At 59.0% G+C, this 24,386-nt stretch carries 21 protein-coding genes; 4 read left to right on the plus strand and 17 right to left on the minus strand.

The features are described 5' to 3' along the window. Positions 1-16: 16 nt before the first annotated feature. Entirely contained in the window at positions 17-1,213 is a 1,197-nt protein-coding gene (locus GGD65_RS16865; protein WP_183235964.1) for a glycosyltransferase family 2 protein, read from the minus strand. Positions 1,214-1,231: 18 nt separating this feature from the next. Here GGD65_RS16865 and GGD65_RS16870 point away from each other — a divergent pair, with 18 nt between their 5' ends. Together GGD65_RS16870 and GGD65_RS16875 are read left to right on the plus strand one after the other, a co-directional pair. Beyond that, positions 1,232-2,017: an FkbM family methyltransferase gene (locus tag GGD65_RS16870; protein ID WP_179731088.1), complete on the plus strand. Its 786-nt coding sequence runs from the start codon at positions 1,232-1,234 to the stop codon at positions 2,015-2,017. Beyond that, positions 2,014-3,285, plus strand: coding sequence for a hypothetical protein (locus tag GGD65_RS16875; RefSeq protein WP_179731089.1), 1,272 nt, complete (start codon positions 2,014-2,016; stop codon positions 3,283-3,285). Before GGD65_RS16870 ends, GGD65_RS16875 begins: the two co-directional genes overlap by 4 nt. A 76-nt stretch (positions 3,286-3,361) precedes the next feature. On the opposite strand, the gene GGD65_RS16880 is transcribed toward GGD65_RS16875, so the two are convergent. Beyond that, the gene (locus GGD65_RS16880; protein ID WP_183235965.1) at positions 3,362-4,339 is read right to left on the minus strand and encodes a glycosyltransferase; all 978 of its coding nucleotides are present in this window, start codon (positions 4,337-4,339) and stop codon (positions 3,362-3,364) included. 437 nt (positions 4,340-4,776) lie between these two features. On the opposite strand from GGD65_RS16880, the gene GGD65_RS16885 reads away from it, so the two are divergent. Then, on the plus strand, positions 4,777-6,072 hold the full coding sequence (locus tag GGD65_RS16885; protein WP_246783307.1) for a glycosyltransferase family 4 protein: 1,296 nt from the start codon (positions 4,777-4,779) through the stop codon (positions 6,070-6,072). Positions 6,073-6,128: 56 nt separating this feature from the next. Here GGD65_RS16885 and GGD65_RS16890 read toward each other — a convergent pair whose 3' ends face one another. The 11 genes from GGD65_RS16890 to GGD65_RS16940 all read right to left on the minus strand — a co-directional run bounded on the left by GGD65_RS16890 (position 6,129) and on the right by GGD65_RS16940 (position 18,143). Further along, positions 6,129-6,884 (minus strand): bifunctional 2-polyprenyl-6-hydroxyphenol methylase/3-demethylubiquinol 3-O-methyltransferase UbiG, encoded by a 756-nt coding sequence (locus GGD65_RS16890; protein WP_246783308.1) that lies wholly within the window; start codon positions 6,882-6,884, stop codon positions 6,129-6,131. Further along, on the minus strand, positions 6,881-8,371 hold the full coding sequence (locus GGD65_RS16895; protein WP_179731095.1) for a bifunctional 2-polyprenyl-6-hydroxyphenol methylase/3-demethylubiquinol 3-O-methyltransferase UbiG: 1,491 nt from the start codon (positions 8,369-8,371) through the stop codon (positions 6,881-6,883). The genes GGD65_RS16890 and GGD65_RS16895 overlap by 4 nt, the downstream gene beginning before the upstream one ends. Beyond that, entirely contained in the window at positions 8,368-9,564 is a 1,197-nt protein-coding gene (locus GGD65_RS16900) for a DegT/DnrJ/EryC1/StrS aminotransferase family protein (RefSeq protein ID WP_210286305.1), read from the minus strand. Before GGD65_RS16900 ends, GGD65_RS16895 begins: the two co-directional genes overlap by 4 nt. Then, a complete protein-coding gene (locus GGD65_RS16905) occupies positions 9,504-10,505 on the minus strand; it encodes an NAD-dependent epimerase/dehydratase family protein (protein ID WP_246783309.1) in 1,002 nt (333 codons plus the stop codon). The genes GGD65_RS16900 and GGD65_RS16905 overlap by 61 nt, the downstream gene beginning before the upstream one ends. Then, complete coding sequence (locus tag GGD65_RS16910; RefSeq protein WP_183235968.1) at positions 10,502-11,680, minus strand: DegT/DnrJ/EryC1/StrS aminotransferase family protein; 1,179 nt, start codon at positions 11,678-11,680, stop codon at positions 10,502-10,504. Before GGD65_RS16910 ends, GGD65_RS16905 begins: the two co-directional genes overlap by 4 nt. Positions 11,681-11,778: 98 nt before the next feature. Then, on the minus strand, positions 11,779-12,297 hold the full coding sequence (locus tag GGD65_RS16915; protein ID WP_183235969.1) for an acyltransferase: 519 nt from the start codon (positions 12,295-12,297) through the stop codon (positions 11,779-11,781). Positions 12,298-12,332: 35 nt separating this feature from the next. After that, positions 12,333-13,808 carry an oligosaccharide flippase family protein gene (locus GGD65_RS16920; protein ID WP_183235970.1) on the minus strand — a complete coding sequence of 492 codons (1,476 nt, stop codon included), beginning with the start codon at positions 13,806-13,808 and terminating at the stop codon, positions 12,333-12,335. A gap of 52 nt (positions 13,809-13,860) precedes the next feature. Continuing rightward, complete coding sequence (locus GGD65_RS16925) at positions 13,861-14,925, minus strand: Gfo/Idh/MocA family protein (RefSeq protein WP_183235971.1); 1,065 nt, start codon at positions 14,923-14,925, stop codon at positions 13,861-13,863. A gap of 40 nt (positions 14,926-14,965) precedes the next feature. Further along, positions 14,966-16,228 (minus strand): UDP-N-acetyl-D-mannosamine dehydrogenase, encoded by a 1,263-nt coding sequence (gene wecC, locus GGD65_RS16930; protein WP_183235972.1) that lies wholly within the window; start codon positions 16,226-16,228, stop codon positions 14,966-14,968. Then, on the minus strand, positions 16,221-17,345 hold the full coding sequence (wecB, locus tag GGD65_RS16935; RefSeq protein ID WP_183235973.1) for a non-hydrolyzing UDP-N-acetylglucosamine 2-epimerase: 1,125 nt from the start codon (positions 17,343-17,345) through the stop codon (positions 16,221-16,223). The genes wecC and wecB overlap by 8 nt, the downstream gene beginning before the upstream one ends. Positions 17,346-17,348: 3 nt before the next feature. Continuing rightward, positions 17,349-18,143, minus strand: coding sequence for a WecB/TagA/CpsF family glycosyltransferase (locus tag GGD65_RS16940; protein ID WP_183235974.1), 795 nt, complete (start codon positions 18,141-18,143; stop codon positions 17,349-17,351). A gap of 194 nt (positions 18,144-18,337) precedes the next feature. Between GGD65_RS16940 and GGD65_RS16945 the strand changes: the two genes are divergently transcribed. Next, complete coding sequence (locus tag GGD65_RS16945; protein WP_183235975.1) at positions 18,338-19,225, plus strand: glycosyltransferase family 2 protein; 888 nt, start codon at positions 18,338-18,340, stop codon at positions 19,223-19,225. 16 nt (positions 19,226-19,241) lie between these two features. On the opposite strand, the gene GGD65_RS16950 is transcribed toward GGD65_RS16945, so the two are convergent. From GGD65_RS16950 to GGD65_RS16965, 4 genes are read right to left on the minus strand one after another with little or no spacing between them, the layout of a single operon-like run. Further along, positions 19,242-20,420, minus strand: a complete 1,179-nt coding sequence (locus tag GGD65_RS16950; protein ID WP_246783310.1) for a hypothetical protein — start codon at positions 20,418-20,420, stop codon at positions 19,242-19,244. Between the two features lie 18 nt (positions 20,421-20,438). After that, entirely contained in the window at positions 20,439-21,866 is a 1,428-nt protein-coding gene (locus GGD65_RS16955) for an HlyD family type I secretion periplasmic adaptor subunit (RefSeq protein ID WP_246783311.1), read from the minus strand. Beyond that, the gene (locus GGD65_RS16960; protein ID WP_409362744.1) at positions 21,863-24,058 is read right to left on the minus strand and encodes a peptidase domain-containing ABC transporter; all 2,196 of its coding nucleotides are present in this window, start codon (positions 24,056-24,058) and stop codon (positions 21,863-21,865) included. The genes GGD65_RS16955 and GGD65_RS16960 overlap by 4 nt, the downstream gene beginning before the upstream one ends. 1 nt (position 24,059) lies before the next feature. Continuing rightward, positions 24,060-24,380 carry a hypothetical protein gene (locus GGD65_RS16965; RefSeq protein ID WP_038948915.1) on the minus strand — a complete coding sequence of 107 codons (321 nt, stop codon included), beginning with the start codon at positions 24,378-24,380 and terminating at the stop codon, positions 24,060-24,062. Positions 24,381-24,386: the final 6 nt, after the last annotated feature.

The raw sequence follows: 24,386 nt of genomic DNA on the forward strand, positions 1-24,386 counted from the left end.
GGCGCCCCCGGCTTCGCTATTGGACCATCCGCTCCTTCGGCTGGCCCATCTCACCCTTCAGTCCCGCGACAAGTCCTTCGACCGCTGCGCGACTGTTGCTTGGCGCGCCCTGCAGCAAGAACCTGAATGCGTACATGAGCGAAACCGCAACTCTCAGAGGCAGCGACCACGGAAAATGCCGTCGCACGAAGCGAACGCAATTGCGGTGCTGGAGATAGACGGAGAGCACCGAAGCTCTGCCCGATCCCGTCGTCGTACCTCGCTTGTGAATGACGATCGAATCGGCCGCATAACCGAGCCCCAAGTGCCTTGCGCGAAGCCCCCAATCCATGTCCTCGTAAAACAGAAAATAGCTTTCATCCATGAGGCCGATCCGCTCGATGCACCAACGGGTCACGTACATCGATGCCCCCGAAGGGCTATCCATCGCGTCTTCAACGGCGGCGATGTTGCAGGACATGTCAATAAGCTCTCCCAGGCCTATGGCAACGTCTCTCGCCGCCAGCCTCTGCCAGGAAAGCCCGCCGCGAAATCTCACGTGATCTGCGTCGAGGCTGTCCAGAATGGTGCTGCCCACCATCGCCTTTCGGCCGGATTGTGCCCGTTCGTGCAGCGCCGCCAAGGCAGATTCGGTCGGCTGAGTATCGGGATTCAGGATCCAGATGGCGCACCAGGTGGGTATCGCAGAGAGGGGACGCAACCACGCGTTAATCCCGCCGGCATAGCCCAAATTGTCGTAGGCGCACCCCACCCAGACATTTGACGATCTTCCGCGCAGAGACAGGCGCTGAACGTTCGTAAACCGGCTGGTGTTGTCATCTAGGGCGATTCCAAACGATTGGCCCCGCCGGCAGGGCCCTTCTTCGCTGATCAGGGCGCTTACAAGGTGGTGATAGGCATCACGACCGCCATTCTCGCAAATGAAGATGTCGAAAGTGGGCGACGTGGTCGCACGCGACAATGCCAACAGGCAATCAACGACGTCCTCCGAGTTCCGGTAACCGACGATGAGCACCGCGACCTCGGAAACGAGGCTCTCCGCCAGCCCATACGAAGCATCGGTTTCGCCAACCTTCAAAGCGGTCGCCATGGGAACTTTCGCTGCACGATTTAATAAATTATCTACATTCCCTATATTTAAATGACCGATATTGCAATCACATTTATTTGGTTTAATATGAGCGATTAATAGCCGCTCCATGCGCTTGGGCAAGGTCGTATCGTCATGAACTTGAAGCCTTTTGCCCGTTTCGCATATGCGAACATCCCCGGCGTTGCCGCGGCGCGATTCGCATTCAAGGACGCGGCGGCCTCCTACCTCGCAAAACCCGAGTACAGGGGCGCGACTTGGACTTCCAGCGCCAATGGCCTGATCGTCGACATCGGGGCCAATCGCGGACAAAGCATCCAGGCGTTCAAGAGGTTCAGGCCGCAATCGAGCATCGTGGCCTTTGAGCCCGAACCGCTCTCGGCCGAGCGGCTCAAACTCCGTTTCTCCGGAGATCGGTCCGTCTCGATCTTCCCCTGCGCTCTCGGAGCCAAGCCGGGCACCATTACGTTCTTCGTCCCCTCTTACGGTCGGTGGGCTTGCGATGGCATGGCCGCGACCTCCCGGGAGGCGGCGACCGAGTGGCTGAACGATGGCGGCCGCATGTACCGTTTCGATCAGTCCAAGTTGAGCGTGGAGGAACACAGGATCGAGTGCCACACGCTCGATTCCTTTGCAATGTCGCCCTCCCTGATCAAGGTGCACGCTCAGGGCGCCGAGCTGGAGATCTTGCGAGGGTCGGAGCACACGCTGAGACGGCACAAGCCGGCACTGATGTGCGCCTTCGCATCGGACGAGATCTCGGAATTCGTTTCCGACATCGGTTATCGGCCGTACGTCTTTCAGAATGGACATTTCATGAGCGGACTGGCGCCGCGTTCGGTCACGTTCACTTGGTACTTGACTGACGACAACAGCCGCCGCGTTCAAATCGAAGCGGGATCACCGGGCAAGGCGGTTCTCTCATGAGCGTCACGGTTGCGGGCGGCGAATTCGGCCTGACAAGTACGGCTTTGCCGCAAGCCGCTGAGCGGTGCAGCAAGCTGCCGGCCTGGCTGCTGCTGATGGGGCTCATTCTGCCGGCGGCGCAAGTCCAGCTTTATCTCGCCGATGCGAAACTCACGGTCGGGCGGATCGGCATCCTGCTGCTCATAATACCTGCAGCGGCAAGACTGCTCAGGACCGGTCGTCACATCCTCGCCTCGGACTATCTTGCATGTGCCGTCGCAGCCTGGATGTTCGCAGCCGCCACCTACACCAGCGGGTCGAGTGCGATCTCATCGACCGCCGCCGAGAGCCTCGAGTTTCTGGGCGGCTACATCGTCGCCCGCGGATTTTTCTTCGGGCCGGCGGCAATTCAAAGCTTCATTCAACCCTTTAAGATCGTGACTGCCTACATCGTCCTGCTGGCCCTTTTCGATAATCTTTCTGGCCGGCTCATTGTTCAGCAGATGTTTTCTGCCGCCTTCGGCAGCTATGCGCCGCTCTCGCCCGACTACAGGCTGTATTGGGTAAGAGCCGCCTCGACGTTCGACCACCCAATTCTGTTGGGCACCTATTGCACCGTCGCTTGCGCCATCCTGCTGTTTTCGGAGCAACGGCCACTGTCGAGGATGCTTTGGGGAGGTTTGTGCGTTTTCGGTTGCCTGCTGTCGTTGTCCTCCGCGCCGTTGTTGTCGTGTCTCCTCGTCCTGATGCTTTACCTCTATGATACGGCACTGAAGCAAACTTCTGGACGATGGCGCGCGCTGCAAGTGTGTCTGGCTACGATCGTTCTCGTTATCCTGGCCGTGGCCAATCACCCGCTAGGCTGGATCATCTCCCACCTCACCTTCGATCCGGTTTCGGGTTACTTTCGGATGCTGATCTGGGACGCAGCGACACAGAAGATCATGTATTCTCCCTTCACCGGATACGCATTCGCCCTGCTCAATCACGACATTCTCGATACCACGATCGACTCGGTGTGGCTGGTGTTCGCGCTACGGTTCGGACTTCCTATGATTTTCCTGCTCATCCTGACGAACATTGCGAGCATTCTACCGGTAAAAAAGCGCTTCAAGGGCGTCATGGAGGATCCCAGCGCGTCGGGCCTGCGCATCGCATTCACCGTCGCAGTCGTCATGCTCATGTTTACCGGGCTGACGGTCCACTACTGGAACTACCTCTGGATCTTCTGGGGAGTATGCATCGGCATCAGGGCATCGCTGCGGGAGTCCGCGATGTATCCGGTCTAGCCCGATCCAGCGGTGGAACACGCCGTCGGGCCGAAACGCGGCTTGCAGCGTGGCAGCCCGTGAGGCTCGGAGCCGATTACAACATCTTCAGCCGCTCGATAGCAGGTCGCAGCAATTGCCACCCGCGCGATCCCAACTGCCGTTTGCTGGCGAGAAGCCACCAACGACGCGATCTCGTGACCGCCGGGTCCAGCTTTGCCGCTATCGCCGAAAGGCGCTCCGATAACCCAACGTCTCCGTCATTGAAAGCTCGGCTCGCACAACTGATCGTGTCGAGCGCCAGATGGCTTGTCAACCAGGACCTGAGATCGTCGACGTCCGGAAGCACGCCAGCGCAGCTATCCAGGAAATGCTCCAACGCCAGCTTGCGTTGAACGAAATCCTGCTCGGCCGAATATCCGCCTGACATGTTGGTTGAATGTCGCCGGTACACGGCCTGGATCGCATCGATGAAGCCGACGGGTCCATGCGCGGCGAACCGCAGCCACATCTCCATATCGCCGCTGTGCGTCAAATCCGGTAAATATCCCCCCACCTTCTTCTGCAGGCTGGTTCGCACCATCACGCTTGGCGCCAGGACTATGTTTCTGCACCCCCCCAATTTGATGAAATCGCGGCCGGCCAGTATCTTCGTACCAGGTCCAAGTTCCGGCGGCAGCGGCACAACCTCCTCGTGCTCCTGGCAAAGCGCGACTGCGCCTCCAAACGTGAGGCCGACGGAGGGATTCTCATCCATCAACCTCGCAGCCCTCTCGATCGCACCGGGCATCAGGTAATCGTCTGCAGAGAGCAGAATCATGTAGTCCGCAGTGGCCCAGTCGATCCCCTCGTTGAAGGTGGCGATGTGGCCGTGATTGACAGAATGCCTGCGAAACTCGACCCGAGGATCTGCACGAACCAGTTCCTGCGCAACCTGGGCTGTATTGTCCGTCGAGGCATCATCAATAATCAGCAGCCGCAACTCGGGTCCGCACTGCCTCAATATGCTGTCGGCGCATTCTCTAAGGAAATGCCCATACTGATAACAGGGTATGATCGCATCAATGGAACTCACGACGCATCCATTCCTGCCAAAGGCCTCCGGAACGCGCCTTCCATGATTTTTGAGCCCGCATTCCCAATATTGGTTGCCCACAATCCAGACCGGCTGTTCATCAAATCACCAGGCGACTTACGTGATCGTACATCCTGAATACGGCCGCAAGAATAATGCCACCTGTTTAATTGGATTTTTATCCCGCCGCAATATGTGTTTAATATTTAATTTGCACGCTGTATATCGGTATCAGGAAATCGAGACCGACGGCATTTGAACTCATGACGGGTTTCAGGCAGAACGACCTTTCCTTGCGAGGGCGTGCGACGCTTTGGGCACAACGAAACTCTTGGCGCCTGCCGCGAAGCGTGCGACGTATCGGGAAGAAACTGTTCATTGGCAGCCGGTTGGCGTCCGGAGACGACAGTCTCGTTGACGACTGGTCGAAGCCGCTCATGCCATATGATGCCATGGTCGCGCCGCATGCCCCGGCGGCGCCCGCCTCTATTCCGACCAGCAGCGTGTCGAATCTGGACGATTTTCTCGTGTCGCCGGGAAGTGTCCATTGCCTCATCGTCACTCCGGTGCTCGACGCCGGCGGGCTAGATGAATTTGTCGCCTTTCTTGCGCGACGCCTCCCCCATTTCGGGCTTCGTGTGACGGTTATGTGCGCACATTCATCGTCGGCGCCCGTCGGACAATTGTTCACGATCTTGCAGAGGGAAGGCACGGCGGTTGTTGCCGCCTCGCCAGGCGACGCTTGTCTCTGGATGAAAACGAACCGTCCTGACGTTATCAGCGCGCACGATCCGCCGGGTTGGCTCTTGAAGGCGGCCAAAGATGCCCGCGTTCCGGTCGTGGAGACGCTCCACGGCATTCCGACCCCCATAAGCACCAATTGGATGGAGGAGCGTCAGAGATCGGAACTCGTCACCTGCTTTGTCGCGGTAAGCGAGCTCGTGCGGCGTCAGTACCTGTCGGGCAATCCGGCCTATTCCGCTCGTGCGGTCATCACCATCCCCAATGCATTCAACCAGACACATCGCCCGTCGGTGAACCGGTCGAAGGCCCGGGCCTGGCTGGGCCTCAATGACGAGTTTCTCTTTCTCTCGCTCGGTCGTCACACGGTCCAGAAGAATGCATACGGCTTGGTGCGGGCATTCTCAGAAGTCGCAGAAGATGATCACAAGGTCCATCTGCTGATCGCCGGCCGCCTGGACGATGCTGTGTACACGCGTCAAGTCCGTACGCTTCGCGACAAGATGCCTTGCAAGGACCGGATCCACCTGCGGCATTCGTTTCCAGATCCATCCATCCTGCTGGCCGCCGCCGATTGCTTTGTTCTGAACTCATTTTTTGAGGGATGGTCATTGGCCTCCATGGAAGCGCTAAGCGCGGGATTACCTACAATCGTGAGTGATGTCGGCGGCGCGCGTGAGCAGATCGGTCTGGACGGTAGCCGAGGCTTCGTTGTGGCGAACCCGGTTGGCGATCCCGAAAGCGCAAATTGGCATAGTTCGAGCCTTATGCGATTTCGGCCGCAGAAGAATATGGATGAACTCGTCTCCGCCATGAAGTCAGTCGTCGCTCATCGCGACTATTGGTCCAGGGTGCGCGAACAACTGTCGGCAGATTCAAAAGGCCGCTTTGATCCCGTCATATGCTCCAAACGGCATGCCGAGGTCCTGCTTGGGGCGATTTCACGTTCTATGCTCGAAGGTGAATTTGCGGATTGTCCCGCTCGTAGTTGACGCGCCCGAGTGCGCCTCTTCGGGAATTGGAGCGGTCCGCCTGACGGCTATCGCTGCTAGCTGATCAGCCGGTTCTTCTTCCAGTTGATTTTCGGCTGCGCGGTCGATGCAGTGGTGAGCTCACCCGCCATAATATATTGCTTTGCCAGGTGATGGGTCAGGCCGCCGAAGGTAAGTCTGTCCAACATCTTCGATCTTGGACCCTCAATGCCCGTGACCAGACCATCCTTAACGACCAGGCCCGAATCGTTCAGAAGCCTGACGGCGGTGCCTTCGACAAAGAACTTCAAATGGGTGCGGTCAAGAATCCCCGAATCTGTGTATTCAAATCGACGCTGGAAGAGCAGCGGAAGCGTCACGCTCAGATGCGCGATGTTCGGAACAGAAACGATTACGCGCCCACCATCCATGAGAAGGTTTCTGGTGATGGCCTGAAGAGTTCGCGTTGGATCCGGAACATGTTCAAGGATATCAAGCAACAAGATCAGGTCAAACTTGCTACCGACTCGTAATATCAAATCGTCGATGTCTCCGATCATCGCGACATCGGCGTTCAGTTTGAGGTCGGCTTCAAGTTCTTGATTGAGCTCGACTCCGAATGTCGTGGCAGCAGAGTAGATCGACTTGAGCCAGGCAAGAGTGAAGCCTGCGCCAGGTCCCACTTCGAGGATCCGGGAGGCGCGGCTGGGCAGTAACGACCGTATCTCGCGGCGAGAGCGGATGTAGTAGCTTTGCGCAGCCGTGTCCTGCGCAGCACCGGCGCGTCCCTGCATGTCGTCGATCTGGATTCTTCTGGCAGCCTCCAAGCTCATTGAACGACGCTCCTTCTGGAAACCTCCATTTGCTCAATGCCGTGATCCTTGCGAAGGAACGGCCTTAGCGATTCACGCCTGGTGGCGGTCGCAACAAGGTCGGGTGCAAGCACAGAAGACAGGAATTTCAACCTCAGACCGGCGCGATGCGGAGCGCGCCTCTCAATCTTCTCGATCGCCAAACCGGCTTGCGCACACCACCTCTGAATTTTACCGCTCGTCGTGTCGTGGATCCCCACAGCATCGAAGCTCCCCCAGCGTCGAAAGACGCTGCTGGATTTCGCGCATTCCCAGGCATACCGAAGAGAGGGGCGGTTTGGCGCGCAAATGATCACTCGCCCGTCCGGAGCCAGGAGATCGGCAAACAGCTTGAGGAGATGCGCCGGATCACGAATGAATTGCAAGACATCAACGAACAGCAGTCGGTCAAACCGCTCCGCTGCAATTTTTGATCTCGCCGTTATGACGTCCCCTAACACCACCTCAGCCCCAAGCTGGGCCAAGCCGCTACCCACAACGGGGTCGAGGGGAATAGTCACCACTCGGTTTCCTCTCTCCAGCAATCGGCGTTCGTTTGCAGCCGAGCAGGACCCGATCGACAATACGGCCGCGCTTTGCGGTACAGCGGACAACACCTCGTCCCTGGCCGGCTCGTAGTAGTCTTTCGAATACATGCCGTGCCAGAGCCTGGTCTCGGCGCTGAATAGCGGAACGGCATCGTTTCCCTCACGCGCGATCTGCATCAGGACGGATAGTTGTGCGTCCAATTGCCGGCGATCGACGCCGAGCCGGTTGATATATTTATTCGGTAAATGGTGCGCCGAGAAATCGTCGATATGGGAAATTGGTATCAGCTTCCGGAAGCCACACTGGGTGAATGGATCGGTTGCAGCGGTGCAAGGCAGGTCGTACTTGCCTTCGTGAGGCCCGACCAAAAAGCCGCCGGACGCAATTGCTCTGGCAAGCTGCTGCCGGGTGAGCATATAGCTGGCAGCATGCTCGTTGGTAAAATGGGCAAGATGGTAATTTCCCCTGGTCTTGACCGACGTACAATCCCAGTGGAAGGAACCGTGGGCCTGCGGATAATTCAATTCGCTGTTCGACGCTCTCTCGACGAGCATCCATCCGGCAACCTCACCCTCATTCAACACTGAGGTCACTTCGAGAAACGCTCGAATATTTCTTTCAGTGATCAGGATATCGTCTTCGGAATAAATGAACATATCATACTGATCAGCCCGCGCTGCAAACAACTCTTTGTGCGCGAAGGGAAGCGACCAGGGATTCTTGTTGGGAAGGCCAACGACACACTCGATGTCTGCAGCCGGCTTCTTGTCGATGTTGGAGATGATGACGATATCCACGTCGAACGACATGGACCGGTATTCCTTGATCACTCGATCCAGGTGGGCATTATTGGCAGTCCCATAGCTCGCGATCACGACCAAAAGTCGCAATGCCTTTTGGTCGGCGATCCCCGGGATCATCGTTCCAACTCTGCCCGCACCGCAGCACTCACCCTCGAGGTCTCCTCGGCGCTCATCTGTGCATAGATGGGCAGCAAGATCGACCGATCCTGGGCGAGCTCGGATTGACGCAGATCCTGTGTCTGGACAAGGGCCGAATAAGGCTGCTCACGATGGGCGCACATGATACCGCGGCGGGTCGCGATGCCCTTATCGAGGAGATGTTGCATAACGATGCGCTGGTCGAGGCGGTCTGGAAGACGTACGCAATAGCTCTGCCAGTTGGATCTGGCCCACGCTGGTTCAGTCGGTAACCGCAACCCTTCCAAATTGCCGAGCTGTTCGGCATAATTTGCGGCGACGGCTCGCCGGCGCGCAATCAGTTCCGGGAGCCGCTCGAGCTGTTTGCGCCCAATGGCGGCCTGCATGTCCGTCATTCGGTAGTTGTAGCCCACAACGACGTATTCCTCGAAGATCACGGACGACGAATTGTGCCGCACCGTGTCGGGAACGCTCATGCCGTGCTGGCGCAGGAGCTTGAATTTGCGATCAAGCTCGGCATTCGCGGTGGTGAGCATTCCCCCCTCACCCGTCGTGATCACCTTTCGCGGATGGAAGGAGAAGCAGGCAATGTCGCCATGCGGCCTGCCGATCGACTCCCATTCCCCGTTCATCCGGATCTGCGATCCGGCAGCACAGGCCGCGTCCTCGATCACGGCGATCCCGTGGCGGCGCGCTATGGCCAGAAGAGCGGCCATATCGCACGGCATGCCCATCTGATGGACGACGATGATCGCACGCGTGCGCTCGGTGATAGCTTCGGCCAACCGGGCACAATCAAGATTATATGTCTCCGGCTCGATATCGACGAAAACCGGAGTGGCTCCCTGATGTCGGATGACGTTTGCGGTCGCGATGAAGGAATGGCTGACCGTGATCACCTCGTCGCCGATGCCGATGTCCAGCGCCGCCAAGGCGAGCTGGAGCGCGGTCGTGCAATTCGAGACGGCACAGGCGTGCGGTGCGCCGACAAGTGCAGCGAACTCGCGCTCGAATGCGGCCACCTGCGGACCTTGCGATACCCAGCCCGACAGCACGACTGCGCGCGCCGCGTCAGCCTCTTCGTCCGCTAGCAGCGGCAAAGCGATCGGAATCACGATGCTGCCGCCTGCCGCTGGTGGTCCGAAGCAAGCTCGCGTTCGGATCGCCACCATTTCACGAGGTCGGCGAGCCCCTGCTCCAACGAAACCGTGGTGCGGAAACCCAGCAGACGCTCCGCCTTGCCCGTCGATGCCAGTCGGCGCGGCACCGGATTGACCGAGCGCTCCGGCGCGAATTCAGGCGTCAGGCCCCGGCGTCCCATCACGGACGCAAGCGCCGTAGCCAGCTCCGTCAGGCTAGTTTCGGTGCCGCTTCCAACGTTAAAGACCTCATCGGTGATCTTTGACCTGGCCGCAAGGATGTTGGCGCGCGCGATGTCGCGGACGTGAACGAAATCCATAGACTGACGGCCGTCACCAAAGATAACGGGAGGCAATCCGGCCTCCAGCCGCTCCATCCAGCGGATCAAGACCTCGGTGTACCGTCCGTGGATGTCCATCCGGCTGCCGTAGACGTTGAAATACCGGAACGCCACATAGTCGAGGCCGCATACATCGTTGAAGGCCCGCAGAAGGCCTTCGTTAAACGCCTTGGCGGCTCCATAGAGAGTTCGGTTGTTGTACGGATTCTGCCGCTCCGTCGTCGGAAATTCCTCGGCCATGCCATATACCGATGCCGAAGACGCCGCGATGATCTTCTGAATGTCGTGCTTGATGCACAGCTCCAGCAGGTCGTAGGTGGCGTCGACCATAACCTCCTTGGCGAGGCGTGGTTCGGCCGCACAATGAGTGATGCGAAGTGCAGCCTGGTGGAAGACGATATCGGCCGCCTTGACCAATGCTTCCATCAGCTTGCGATCGCGTATGTCGCCGTGAACCAATCTCACCGGTCCGCGCCCGAGCGCGCGCCGAAGATTTTCCGGTCGGCCTCTGACCATGTTGTCGAGAGCAACAATTTCAATGCAGCCCTCGTCGCAGAGCAGATCAACGATGTGGGACCCGATGAAGCCTGCGCCGCCGGTGACCAGAATGCGCTTTCCCTTGAGATCGATCAAGACGCTCTCCTGTTGTGGGACCATGTCATGACGCTTTGTGGATGCTCCGCTCGGGCGCCAACCGCTTCACTGGGCCGCAGCATCGCTGCGTTCCTCAATGTGGCGACAACTTCGGCCGCCTGTTCCGGCAGCAGCTCCGGATAAATGGGAAGAGAGAGGAAGTCGTTCGCCAGCATCTCGGTTACGGGGAGATCACCGGGACGGTAGCCGAGTTCTGCGTAGGCTCTTTGCAGATGCACCGGAACGGGATAGTGAATCCCGGCGCCTATTCCGGCATCACGCAACAGCGACAGTGCGTGATCGCGCTCCTCCAATCTGACCGCATAGACGTGATACACGTGACGGGCGTGCCCTGGCGGCTGGGGACGCGCGAATGGGAGCTCAGACAGCAGTGCATTGTATTGCTCAGCCGCCGACCGGCGCGCTTCCGTCCAGCTCTCAATGTAGTCCAGCTTGACGTTCAATATCGCGCTCTGAATTTCGTCCATACGATAGTTATATCCGGGGATGGCGTGGTCGTACTTCGCCTCCTGCCCCCAATCTCGCAGCAGTGACACGCGGTGCGCGAATTCAGGCCTATGAGTTACGACGGCTCCACCCTCGCCGAACGCCCCCAGATTCTTGCCAGGGTAAAAGCTGAAGCATCCTAGATCGCCAATCGAGCCTGCTCGGCGTCCCTGGTATTCGGCGCCATGCGCCTGCGCGGCGTCCTCGATGACGACCAGGCCGTGACGACGCGCGATGGCCATGATCGGATCCATGTCGGCCATCAACCCGTGGAGGTGAACCGGCAGGATCGCCTTGGTTCGTGGTGTTATCGCAGCTTCAATCAAGCCGGGATCCATCGTCCACGTTACAGGGTCAACGTCGACAAACACCGGCTTGGCACCGCTGTAGATAATGGCCGCGGTCGTCGCGACGAACGTCATGGATACGGTGATGACCTCGTCACCGGGTCCGACACCCGCCGTAAGCAAGGCAAGGTGAAGCGCCGAAGTGCCGGTGTTCACCGCGCGGCAATGGGCAGTCCGGCAATAACCCGCAAAGCGTCCCTCGAAGGCGGTCACCTCCGGCCCGAGCACAAAGTGCCCGCTCCCGATGACCCTAGCCACCGCGGCGTCGATTTCCGGCTTGATCTGGCGATATTGGGCTTTCAGATCCAGGAAGGGTATCAAGATTCAAGACCTTGGTTGGACCAAACATTATAATAAAACATTAACTCTCATAATCGCATTAAATCAAGCATTAAATTGTAGCGCATATATATCGCGCTTTAAAATGGTTTATGGATCAGCTCTGCAGAGCGACGATCGCGCAGGAGCGTGTTTCCAGCTGCGGGCAGGACCCGAGCGGGCACTCCTGCGACGATGGCGCCGGGCGGAACATCCTTAGTGACCACCGCACCGGCACCTACGGAGGCGCCCTCTCCGATCGTCACACCGCACAGGATGGTGGCGTTCGAGCCGATCGAAGCTCCCCGACCGACCCGGGTGCGCTGCAGCGTCCAGTCCGAAGCCTGCTGAGGACGACCGTCCGCGGTTGTTGCCTTCGGATATTTGTCGTTCGTGAACATCACGCCATGACCGACGAACACCTCATCCTCGATCGTGACGCCCTCGCAAATGAAGCTGTGCGACGATATCTTGCAACGCGCACCTATCTCTGCCCCCGCCTGGATCTCGACGAAAGTTCCGATTCTGCTCTCGTCGCCGACGGTGCAGCCATACAGGTTGACCAGGTCTGGATGCAGGATGCGGACATCGCGACCAAGCTGGGTATCCTTTATTGGCATGTTTGTTTCCCTGTCTCTACAATCCAGCAAAACCACTACAGTACCGAGCGTGACGGGCGCAGCTTGGGCGCCATCTCGACGAGACCCGTCGCAGCTTGACGAAGGTGCTGCAGCAGAGGATGCCCTGTTACGATCAATCCCCACCACCAGCAGAAGGCGGCGACCACAAACGCCGATATAAGGCCTACAACGAAATTGAGAATTCCTGCCTCGATCAACAGCGCGCAGGCGCCTACGCCGGCGGCGGTCGCCATCGTGACGACACCGCTCTTGAGAACGGCACGGCCAAACTCGCTTGGCCGCAGCGCAAGATGCCGACTGAGATAGTATATCGCCACTACCGCCTGGAACGGCAACGTCAGCAATGCGCACGCTGCGACCGCCTCCACGCCCAAAAAGGATGCGCCCAAAAGGGCAAGGAGCGACGGTGGCAACGAGATGAAGGACGAGACAAGCGCGTCGCGCACGCGTCCAACCGCCAGGAACACGGGATATGTCAGGCACGCAGCGAATAGCGCCAGATTTGCAAGGCAGAGAATCCGCACCAACGGCACGACCTCCAACCAGGCTCCGCCAAGCCAGATCAAGACGATCGGCTTTGCCATGATCGCTACGAAGGTGAGAAATGGCCACTGCACCGCGGAAAGCAGTTGGACCGCGTCCAGATACACGCCCTTTAGATCTGCCCCGGCTGCACGCCTCGACACGATCGCCGGCATGATGATGGGGTTCAGCACCTGCGTGACGAGCCTGTCGAATACCTGAGTCAGGTTAATCGCCCGACTATAGAGACCCACAGCCGTAAAATCGAGAATCTTCGCGAGAAAGAGCTGGGGTGCGAGGTTGTAGAAGATATTGATGACGCTGACACCGCTGGAATAGAGACCGAATCTGAGGACCTCGCGGTATTCGGACAGCGAAGGGCGCAACACGCCGAAATCCCGGTACGAACTCAGCAGCAAGGCCGTAAGAACCATGCTCCCTGCCACACCACCCCAGATCGGAGCCATGTAGCTGAAGTTCAGGAATGCCAGCCCGATCGAAACCAGCGCGACCGTCATGTTGCTTGCAAGATTGCAGATCGCGAGCGTCCCAAACTGCATGTCACGACGAAACAGGGCAGCCAACGTTCCTGAGACCGGTAGAAGGAGAAGGTTCAGCGCAGAAACCTGGATACCTTGCCTTAGGCTGTCCTGCCCAAAGAGTTGCGATACGACGTCGGCCCCAGCTGACAGGATTAGCGCAACTGCCAGCGAGATGATACAGGTGATAGTAAACGCCGTGCGAATGGTCCCGCGCGACAACTCATGCTTCTGAATCAGATAGTTTGCCCCTCCAAACTCCTGAAAGGCGGCGGCGATCACGGCGGTAAGTGCATTGACGACCGCAAAGACCCCGAACTCGCCCGGCGTCAGCAGACGCGACAGAACTGCGGTCGAGACAAGGAACAGCACAAGGGCGGCATAGCGGTCCACCCCGGAAAACAGGACTGAACGATGCACTGAATTCATCGAGACTCCGTCCCGGGGCTGATCTGGCCAACAGCCACGGCCAAGCCGCCCATCAAGCCGTCGCCCGGGCCCGCTCCGGTAGCATCCGCGGCAGTTGCCTTATCGGGATTGGTTTGCCCTGCTTCGCGATTGATCGAGAAGCTGCCTCGAGCACCTCGATCACCCGCAGCCCGGACATGCCGCTGGAGATCGGCCGCGTCCCGGCGCGCACACAGTCGATAAAGTGCTCGACCTCCGTTTGCAGTGCCTCCTTAGGCGAGATATGCGGAGCCCACATGTCACCAGCGCGATATCCAATCCGGAATTGATGGGCACTCTCGGGAGGCCTGTCGAGCGTAATTCCCTTGTCATAGACCTTGATCTTTTCGGTCGGTTCGAGATCGTCATAGACGATCATCTTCTTGCTGCCGCCAATGAAAGTCTGGCGGACTTTGACAGGCGAGAGCCAGTTGACGCTGACATGGGCCACACATGCGTTGGCAAAGAACAATGTGATATGCGCCATGTTTTCCGGCGAACCGACGACATGGCACGATCCCGTTGCCGATACCGCAATCGGCTCCTCATCGAAGATGTGATGAATGATCGAGATGTCATGCACTGCCAGATCCCAGATCACATTTACGTCTTTCTGGAACAATCCGAGGCTCGAGCGTGTGCTATCGTAGTAGTAGACGTCTCCGAGCTCGCTCTTCAGCAACAGCTCACGAATCTTCTGAACCGCCGGGGTATAGAGAAAGGTATGATCGACCATCAAAATCAGTCCGCGCCGATCCGCCTCGTCGATCAGGCGCATCACCTGCTCTGAACTCGGCGCAAGGGGCTTTTCGACCAACACGTGCTTGCCAGCTCTCAACGCCGCCATTGCCAGCTCGTAATGCGTGTGCACCGGCGTGGCGATGGCGATTGCATCGATCGAGGCGTCCTTCAGCAGGTCGTCATATCGCGCGGTGGTCGCGACCCCCGGGTACTGCTGCATGATGGCGGCAAGCCTGCCTGGATCAAGGTCGCTCACGCTGACGACGCGGGCGGCGGGATTGATCGAGAAATTGCGAACGAGATTGGGCCCCCAATAGCCGTATCCCACGACCCCGATTCCCAGCTGACTATCTCGCATACTGACCTCGATCCATTCGGGGAGACTACGATTCTGCACGTTAGGTTCGCGCCGGCATATCCTGCCATATGCCTCGCGTATCGATGACGTCGAGGTGCCGGCGCTCCGCCAACGGCACCATTTTGAATTCGTCATGATCGACGAGAAGAACCGCAATTTCGCAGCTCCGGAGGGCCTCATCGATGGTCACGAACGCGACGCGATAATCGGCCAACTGAGACGGCAGACGGCGCAGATTCGGTTCGACGACCTTGATCCGTTCGCCGTATTTGGCCGCGAGATGCGTGGCAATCTCCAAGGCGGGGCTTTCACGCACGTCGTCGACGTTCGCCTTGAACGTCAATCCGCAACAGGCAACGTTCGCATAGGGATGATCGTCGATCAGCGCCTCAGCGTTCTCGATGATCTTCCGGGTCTTGGCGTTATTCACCTCGCGGCTTGTTCGCATCACTCGCGCGAGATCGGGCGCAGAGTCGATGATGAACCAGGGGTCGACCGCAATGCAGTGCCCGCCCACGCCCGGCCCCGGCCGCAGTACGTTTACGCGAGGGTGACGGTTGGCGATATCGATCACCTCCCAGACGTTGATATCGAACCTGTCGCAGATCAGCGAGAGTTCGTTGGCAAACGCTATGTTGGTGTCGCGGAAGGCGTTTTCCGTCAGCTTGACCAACTCGGCCGCGCGCGCCGTAGTGCCGACGCAGGCGCCGCGAACAAACATCTTGTAGAAGCGTTGGGCACGCCGCGTGCAAGTTGGCGTAATCCCGCCGATACACCTGTCATTGTTGATAAGCTCGGTCAAGATCCGCCCTGGCAACACGCGTTCGGGACAGTATGCGACGTAGATCGCTCCATCCTCCCGGCCGTTGACGCCAATGTGCAGCTCCGGCCTGCGTTCAACGATGCGCTTTGCGATGGCTTCGGTTGTCCCGATCGGCGATGTCGATTCAAGAGTGACAAGATTGCCTGGCGCGAGAAGGTCCACGATGTTGTCGACCGCGGCGTGAACGCTTGCCAGGTCTGGACGGTTATCGTGGTCGATCGGGGTCGGCACCGCGATGATGAACACGTCTGCCGGCTGCGGCTTCCTCGACGTCGTGAGCGCACCGCTCGACACGACCTTGGAGACGAGACCGTCCAGATCGGGCTCGGCGATGTGAATTTTGCCGGATGCAACGGTGTCGACGATGCGTTCGTTTGTATCGATGCCGACCACCTGCAGCCCACGGCTCGCAATCAACGCCGCGGTCGGCAGCCCGATATAGCCAAGCCCAATGACGTTTATCTTTTGGAATTCAGGCATCGAGAAGCACCTTCACGATACGCTCGCTCGCGTGCCCGTCACCGAACGGATTGTGCGAACGCGCCATGGCAGCATAAGTCTCGTCATCGTCGAGCAGGCGAAACGTCTCGCCAACGATCCTGTCGTAGTTGGCGCCAACCAGGCGCGCCGTTCCGGCTTCCACGCCTTCGGGACGCTCGGTCGTATCGCGCATTACCAGGACCGGCTTCCCGAAAGTGGGGGCCTCCTCCTGGACGCCGCCTGAATCTGTCAGGACCAGATACGACATCGAGAGCAGGCTGACGAAATCCGTGTATTCCTGAGGAGAAATGAGGACGACCCGCGGGTGATCCGACAACCGAGACGCAAACAGGTCGCGGACATTCGGATTCGGGTGCACAGGGAGCACCACGGCGACATCTTCCCGCTGCAGGATGGTCTCAAGCGCGTTCACGATGTTGGTGACGCCGCCACCGAAATTCTCCCTGCGATGGCAAGTCACCAGGATGATGCGCCGATTGCCGTGACGCTTCTTGATGCCGTCCCAGCGACACGCCAGTCCCGGATCGGACTCGACCATGGCTTTCGCGAGGATGAGAGCGTCCACCACTGTGTTTCCGGTCACGTGAATGCGGTCATCAGCCACGTTTTCAGAACGCAACGCGCGGGCCGCGCGCTCCGTCGGGGCAAAATGTTGATCGGCGATCGAGCCGACGATCTTGCGGTTCACCTCCTCGGGCCACGGAGCGAAGATGTCGCCGCTGCGCAGTCCGGCCTCGATGTGCGAGACCGGTATACGGTGATAATAGGATGCCAGTGCACCCGTCATGGCAGTCGCCGTATCGCCCTGGACAATCACCCTGGTGGGCTTCACCTTTTCGAGGAGCTCGCCGATTTGTCCGAGCAGCCGGGCGGTCAGATGATCCAGCGTCTGGTTTGTCGTCATGACGTTGAGATCAAAATCCGGGACCACGTTGGCCAATTTGAGGACCTGATCAAGCAGCTGCCGGTGCTGTGCGGTCGCACATATCGTTACGGCGATGTCCTTGCGATTCTCAGCCTTGAGTCGGTTGATGACCGGAAACAGCTTGATTGCTTCCGGCCGGGTTCCCAGAAGGATGAAAAAATGCTTGCCCACGCTTCAACCCCCGATCCGGCTCGGACCAGGGGGAACGGCGCCGGGCGCACCGAGCGGGTGCCGAAGCGCCTGCCTGAAGAGCGCTTGCGCCAGCACGCCCGCAAACAGCGCGTTCGTCTTGGCGTATCGCCACCACATCCGCCCGGGCTCCTGATAGATGCGGTACAGCCACTCGAGGCCGAGCTTCTGAAGCCGTACTGGCGCGCGCCGAACGGTACCTGCCAGAACATCGAATGCACCACCCACACCCATGATAAAAGGCACGCCGAGATCATCGCGGTGAGCGGCGAGAAAGCGCTCCTTCCGGGGCGTCGGCATGCCGATGAAGAGGCAATCGGCCGCGCTGGACTGGATGTCTCGTACGACGTCTTTCTCCTGCTCGCGCTTGAAGTAGCCGTCGTGCCAGCCCGCAAAGACAAGCGAGGGATGCCTCTCGCGCGCGCTCTGCATCGCCTGGTGCAGCACGCCGGGGGTCGCTCCCAGGAAATAAGGCTTGAAGCCTTCATGCGCGCATACCGCGAGCAACTCGGCGAGGAGATCCACGCCCGCGACGCGCGACGTGGCCGGAAGTCCCAGCGCTCGAGCGCCCCAAACGATCCCCATGCCGTCGAGGCCGACGACATCGCTGTTGGCGACATCGGCCGCGAGCACGGCATCAGACCTCATATTGACGAATTTGGCGACGTTCAGCGCCACATGTTGCAGCCTTCGCCGGCTGTGCATAGCCCCGCGCGCCAGATCGACGGTTTCTGCCATTGTCAGCAGGTCAACGGGACATCCCAGAAATGAGGCGCGCATTGGAACCTACCTCCCAGAAAAAAATACGGTCTGTTTAAGTTTGCATTTAAGATTATTATCTAGATAATACGCACCGGATATTTAATAGCAAGGTTTAAATAGGATAGAATTTGGCGCCTGACAGCGGAATATCAGGGCCTACACGCAAGAGGCGGGCAGCAGATCCAAAGTCAATTAAATAGAGGATTTAACTAATGATTTCGGTCATTATTCCGCATCTCAACCAGCCTGACGCGCTGGAATCCTGCTTGCGAAGCCTGGACGCGCAGACCCTGCCTCGGCACGCGTTCGAGATCATCGTGGTGGACAACGGCTCGGCAACGCCCCCAACAGACATCGTTGGCGGCCATCCTCGTGTACGGCTGCAGCACGAACCGCATCCGGGTCCCGGTCCGGCGCGAAATGCGGGTGTCGCTGCGGCCAACGGCGAGATCCTCGCTTTCATCGATGCCGATTGCAGGGCCCATCCGGATTGGTTGAGCAGCGTGATGAAATGGTTCAACTTGTCGCCGGCTGGCACAGTTCTCGGGGGCGACGTTCGCATTTGGCACCCGGAAAATGCCGAGCTCGACGCCATTGCGGCATACGAGAGCGTCTTCGCTTATCGCTTCAAGCTCTATATCGAGCGCCACGGTTATTCCGGCACCGGCAATATGGCGGTGTTTCGCCGCGATTTCGATCGCGTCGGCCCTTTTGCCGGCATTGAGATCGCCGAAGACATGGAGTGGGGAGAGCGTGCGCTGCGCGCGGGACTTCGATTTCGATACACTCCCGAGATGATCGTCTTCCATCCCGCCCGGAGCTCCCTTCGGGAGCTCTACGCCAAATGGGATCGACACATCGCGCACTATCGCAACATGGCGGAAGGCAAGCCTGTTTGGCAATTGCGCTGGCTCGCGCAGGCGTTGCTGGTCTTCGCATCTCTCGCGCCAAACGCTGTGACTGTGCTGACCAGCGACCGCCTCCATGGTAGCGGCGTCCGCCTCAAAGCTATTGCCGTATTGTGTGCCGTCCGGGCGCACCGCGCCATGACGATGATCTCGCACCTGCGGGGCCGGCGAGCAGTCGCTTGGAATCGTTAGTGCGAAGGCAATTCTGTCAGGCGCCGCCGAAGGCACAGTTGTTGGTCAGCCCCGGCAAGTCGGTGCGCCGGCCGAATGACCACAGAATCCAGCCGAGCTCGTAGCTACGGCACTCAAGCCGAACTTCCACGTCAGTGCCGTCGATCAGTCGCTGCCCGTTTCCGAGCCAGGCGTTCTTGACTGCGCGCAATGCGCGCGGCGCCTTCGTTGTCAATTCGCCTTTGCGAACCTGCGAGCGGAGGGTCAGGCTCAGTTCAGGCACGAGCATGGCCCGGCCCAGCTGGTTCTGGCCAAGTACCCAGTTGAATCCCTTGACCAGGGCGTCCCGCGATCCCTTCTGCCCAAAGCGCTCCGCCCATTCCAGCAGCGCCGGGGCCATTCCATACTGATGAACCGAATAGACCTCATAGAAATCAAGGACGCGGCCGCTCATCGCGTCGAAAAACCAGGGCCATTCACCTTGTGGGCCTTGAAGCGCTATCAGATTGCGCACGCAAGTATCGGCCATGACAAGCGCGGACGCGTCTCCGGCGAATTCGCCATATTGATAGCAGGCGATCGAGAGATAGGTTTGCGTCGCAAATGACGAGAAGCGGCGGCGAAACCCGGACGGTGCATCGAAGAACAATCCCGATTCGCTGTGGAAGCGTTCCTTCAGGAAACGAAAAAGCGGCCCGGCGTAGCGCCACCACTCGTTCTCGCCTGCCCTCGCCTGAGCCACGACTCCCGTGAGCAGCATGCCAATATCCTGCGCACGAAAGTTCTTCCACCTGGACTCATCGGCGAGAATGGCTGTCAGCTCGCGTTTGACAGGCTCGGGCGTTTCGAGGCCGAGCTCGGCGGCGCTCCACAGCGCCATACCGAAGGCGTACTTGCGCACCGGAAGCCTCGTGAGTAGCGAAGCGTTGCGGCTGAATATTTCGGGCAGATCTAGACCACTCGGAATTCCAGCGACGCGCGACATCCCAAGTAAGACATTGAGCGTATAGAATACGTCGCTGTTCGGTACCGACTCGTTTGGCGAAGGACGTCCATCGAGATGGAAAATGTGCGACCACCGGCGATGTTCAGGTAACCAACAGCGTTCCAGCCCATTGAGCGCATAGTTCACCAGCGGTGAATTGTGCGAGAGCTTACTCGAAGCCGTGGGCACCAGGAGCTTCACCCCAAAATTTGGACTAATGATCATGGTCATTTACCATCCCTAGCCGGGTCAATATTCCCGGATGCTCTCATCCAATCCGCGCAGCAATGGATAGAGGAAATAGGAAATCACGGTGCGCTTGCCGACTTTCAGTTCGGCCGTCACCGCCATCCCCGGAATCAGTTGAATACGCTCAGGAGGAAGCCGAAGGTGCGTGTCCGACAAATCGACCAGTACGCGGTAATAGGGAGCTGGCGCACGGCGCGCACCTTCGGCCTTCGTATCCGGCGAGAACGTGTCCTGACTGATGACGCGGACTTCTCCCGTCGCAGTTCCATACTTCTGAAAAGGAAACGCTTCGAACTTGATCCGAACCGCTTGTCCAAGCGCCACCTGACCGATATCCCGCCCCTCGACGTTGACCTCCGCCTGAAGAGGCACGTCACGCGGAACCAGGACAAACAGCGTTTCCGCTTCGCGAACCACCGAGCCGACTGTCCGGTTCGCGATATCCAGCACTACGGCATCTGCCGGCGCCTGCAGGACGATCAACTGTCGACGAAGCTCGGCCTTCTTCAATTCCTCTGCTGCGCCGTTACGCTTCGGCACCGTCTCCACCAATTCCTGATAAGTGGTACGACGAAACTCCTCGGCGAAGACCTTCTGGTCGGCGCGGGCCTTGTCCAGCCGATGCGTCGTGTCGGCGATACTGCCACGAACACGCGCCAAATTGCTCTCGACCTCGAGCCGTGCATCGCGAGACAATAGGAAGTTCAGCCTTGATCCGACTTCCTTGTCCATCAGTGTGGTGCGCATGGCTTCAATTGAACGCATCGTGTCGAGACGCTGAAGGAGAACCGCCTCTTCGTTCTGTGCTGTCTTGAGATTGGCTTGAGCGGAAGCGATCTGCGCGTCGTAATTCTGGATCTGCGCTTCGTAAGCGGCCCTCCTCTGCAAGAACAACTTGCCCTGCAGGATCTGGTCGGCGTTCGCGAGCTCCTTGACGGCGTACTCGGCTCCATTCAATTCGGCGCCCAGCCGATCGATCGAGGCATCGAAACCGGCCACTCTGCCGCGCAATTGATCGAAATCCGCTTGCGAGAACGTCGGATCGAGGGTCGCCAGAACGTCGCCACGGTTGACGCGGTCACCGGCCTTGACATGGATCTCGCGTATGACCGACGTTTCCAGCGGCTGCACAACCAGGTTGGGACGTGTCGTCGTCAATTTTCCCTGCGCCGTGACGATCATCTCCACTTGCGAAACGGATGCCCAAGTGATCGCGAAGACGATCAGCGCAAGTATGCCGTAGAGGGTGAGACGCGCGAGCCGCGGCGGCGCTTGCTGCTCGACCTCGGTGGCATCGGACTGGAATTCGGCGATGACTGGCGCTCGCCTCGGCGATGACCTGAATAGCTTTCGCCGTCGCTCGACCGGTCTGGCCGGGACCAGGCCGATCGGCTTCGAATCTGCGCGTGATGGCCTCGTCTCCTTCATGCAATCTGCTTCATCTGTTGGTTCCACAAGTGTCTGTAGATGGTGCATTTCGACAGGAGATGGTCGTGGCGATCCACGTCGACGATTCGGCCGCGGTCCATCACCAGGATCTGACTTGCCTCGGTCAGCATCGACAGCCGATGCGAGACGATGATGACGGTACGCCCTGCCGCCAAACGGCGGAGATTGCGCCGGATGATCATTTCGCTTTCGGAGTCGAGGGCACTCGTCGCTTCATCGAAAATCAAGATTCGTGGATTGACAATCAGAGCCCTCGCGATCGCGAGTCGCTGCTTCTGCCCGCCGGACAGGTTCGAGGCGTCTTCCTCGAGCATGGTGTCGAAGCCACGGGGCAACCTCTCGATGAATTCGTCGGCGCCAGCGAGCTGCGCTGCAGCGACGACCTCGGCAAAGGTCGCGTCACGTTTCACGCAGGCGATATTGTCGCGAACCGTCCCGCGAAACAGGAAATTATCCTGCAAGACGATTCCGAGGTTTCGGCGCAGGTGGGCCAGGTCGAGCTCTCTCGAATCATATCCGTCGATACGTAGCAGCCCCTGCTGCACCGGATACATGCCCGAAATCAGCCTTGTGAGCGTCGTCTTGCCGGAGCCGCTTCGGCCCACGATCCCGAAGATCGAGCCTGGCTCGATGGTGAAGGAGACATCGTCAAGCGCCGGCGCTCCCTCGGCTCCGTAGCGGAAAGAGACACTGTCGAACTCGATTTTGCCGGCGAGGTCGGGCCGCAGCCCATCTTTCCGACCGTCACGTTCAGGCTTCTGATTCATGACCTCGCCGAGCATTTTCACGGCAAGCGCCACTTCCTGGTATTCGTGCACCATGGTCACGAGCTGGACCAGTGGTCCGGAGACCCTGCCGGCCAACATGTTGAAAGCGACCAGCGCGCCGATTGTCATTTCTCCGGCGAAGACATCGAGTGCTCCGACAGAGATGATTCCAAGCGTCATGATCTTCTCGAGAAATCCGGTGAGCGCCTGGGCGCCTGCGGAAATCTTCTCGACACCGAATCGCATGGTCACGGACTGCGCACATCGGCTATCCCAAACCCTGCTCTGCGCTGGCTCCATGCCCAGCGTCTTCACCGTGCGCATACCATGGACTGTTTCGACGAGGAGAGCCTGCCGCGCACCTTCCGCCTGGTAGAGATCGTAAAGACGTCGCCGGAAAGGGCCCATGAGCAGGCCGACAACAGCGCCGCTCGCGGCGGTGAAGGCCAGGACCATCAAGGTCAATTTGACACTGTAGAGCGCAAGGACCGGCAGGAAGACGAACAACGAGAGCGCGTCGAGGGTCGTCAAGAATAGTCGCCCGGTCAGAAACTCGCGGATCCGCGCCGCTTGTTGCATGTGCTTGACCAGTACCCCCGCGGCCATGTGCTCGAAGAAGGTGACTGGCAGCCCGAGGAGATGACCGAACGTCTTCGTCGCAACGCGAATGTCGACCCTGTTGGTCGCATACAGCAGCAAGTAGCGCCGCAGAAAGCCGAATATGGCGTCGAAGACGAGCGCTACGCCTGCTCCTGCCGCGAGTACATAAAGAGTGGTGAAGCTCTCGTGAACCAGAACCTTGTCGATGACGAGCTGGAAAAAGATCGGGACGACGAGGCCCAACGCGTAGAGCAGGATGGCGGCAATGGCGACGTCCCTGAACAGTCGCCATTGAAGAAGCAATTCCGGTACGAACCACCGGAGCCCGAAACTCCTCCGACCATCTTGTGTCAACGGCTCGCGCTTGATCAGGATCGTGTCGCCAGCCCACTGGGCACAGAAGCGGTCGCGATCAACAACCAAGACCTCGTGCTTGCGGTCGGCTAGGGGGTCGAAGATGCTGACGACCTCGGCGCCGTCAGCTCGCCGTCCCGCGCCAAGGACAACGATCCAGTTGCCATTGGCGAGCCTCGCCAGCGCCGGATAGGCTTCTCCGAGACGAATCAGCGCACCCCAATCCAGGTCCGTGCTTCTCGCGCGCAAGCCCGCATCCTTCGCCATGCGCAACAGAAGATTCAACGAGATCGGGGCGGCTACCGCGTAGGCACGCTTTAAGCGCTCGACTGGCAGATCTATGCCATGGTGACCGGAGACCTTGGACAGGCATTCCAATGCCGTCTGCATTGACAATCCGGGCGCGGGCGTATCCGCAACCTGGTCTTTCGCGCCGCCAGCGACGTCCATTTCAGCGGAAATTCGAAGAGACATTCAGAGACCGTGTGTTGGGCGCCAGCGCATCATGTATTCCCGACGCACCGTTGTGCGACTGAACTGACGGATTCTTCCGGACCACGCCCGCGTCAACTAGGCCCTGAAGCGCCTTCTGCATCACATCGACCGAATTGGCGAAGGATTCGACCGAAAAAATCAATCGCTGCGAAAACACTCGCTTGGGGGCATTGTTTGCGTCGCGCTCCGTCGGTGAAAGACTGACCAGATCGACACGGACGATGGTGCCGCTGACGGTAATTTCTTCGATTCCATCGGTATAAAGTTCGGCGTGCATCTTTAC

Source organism: Bradyrhizobium sp. CIR18, from assembly GCF_014198295.1.
GTDB lineage: Bacteria > Pseudomonadota > Alphaproteobacteria > Rhizobiales > Xanthobacteraceae > Bradyrhizobium.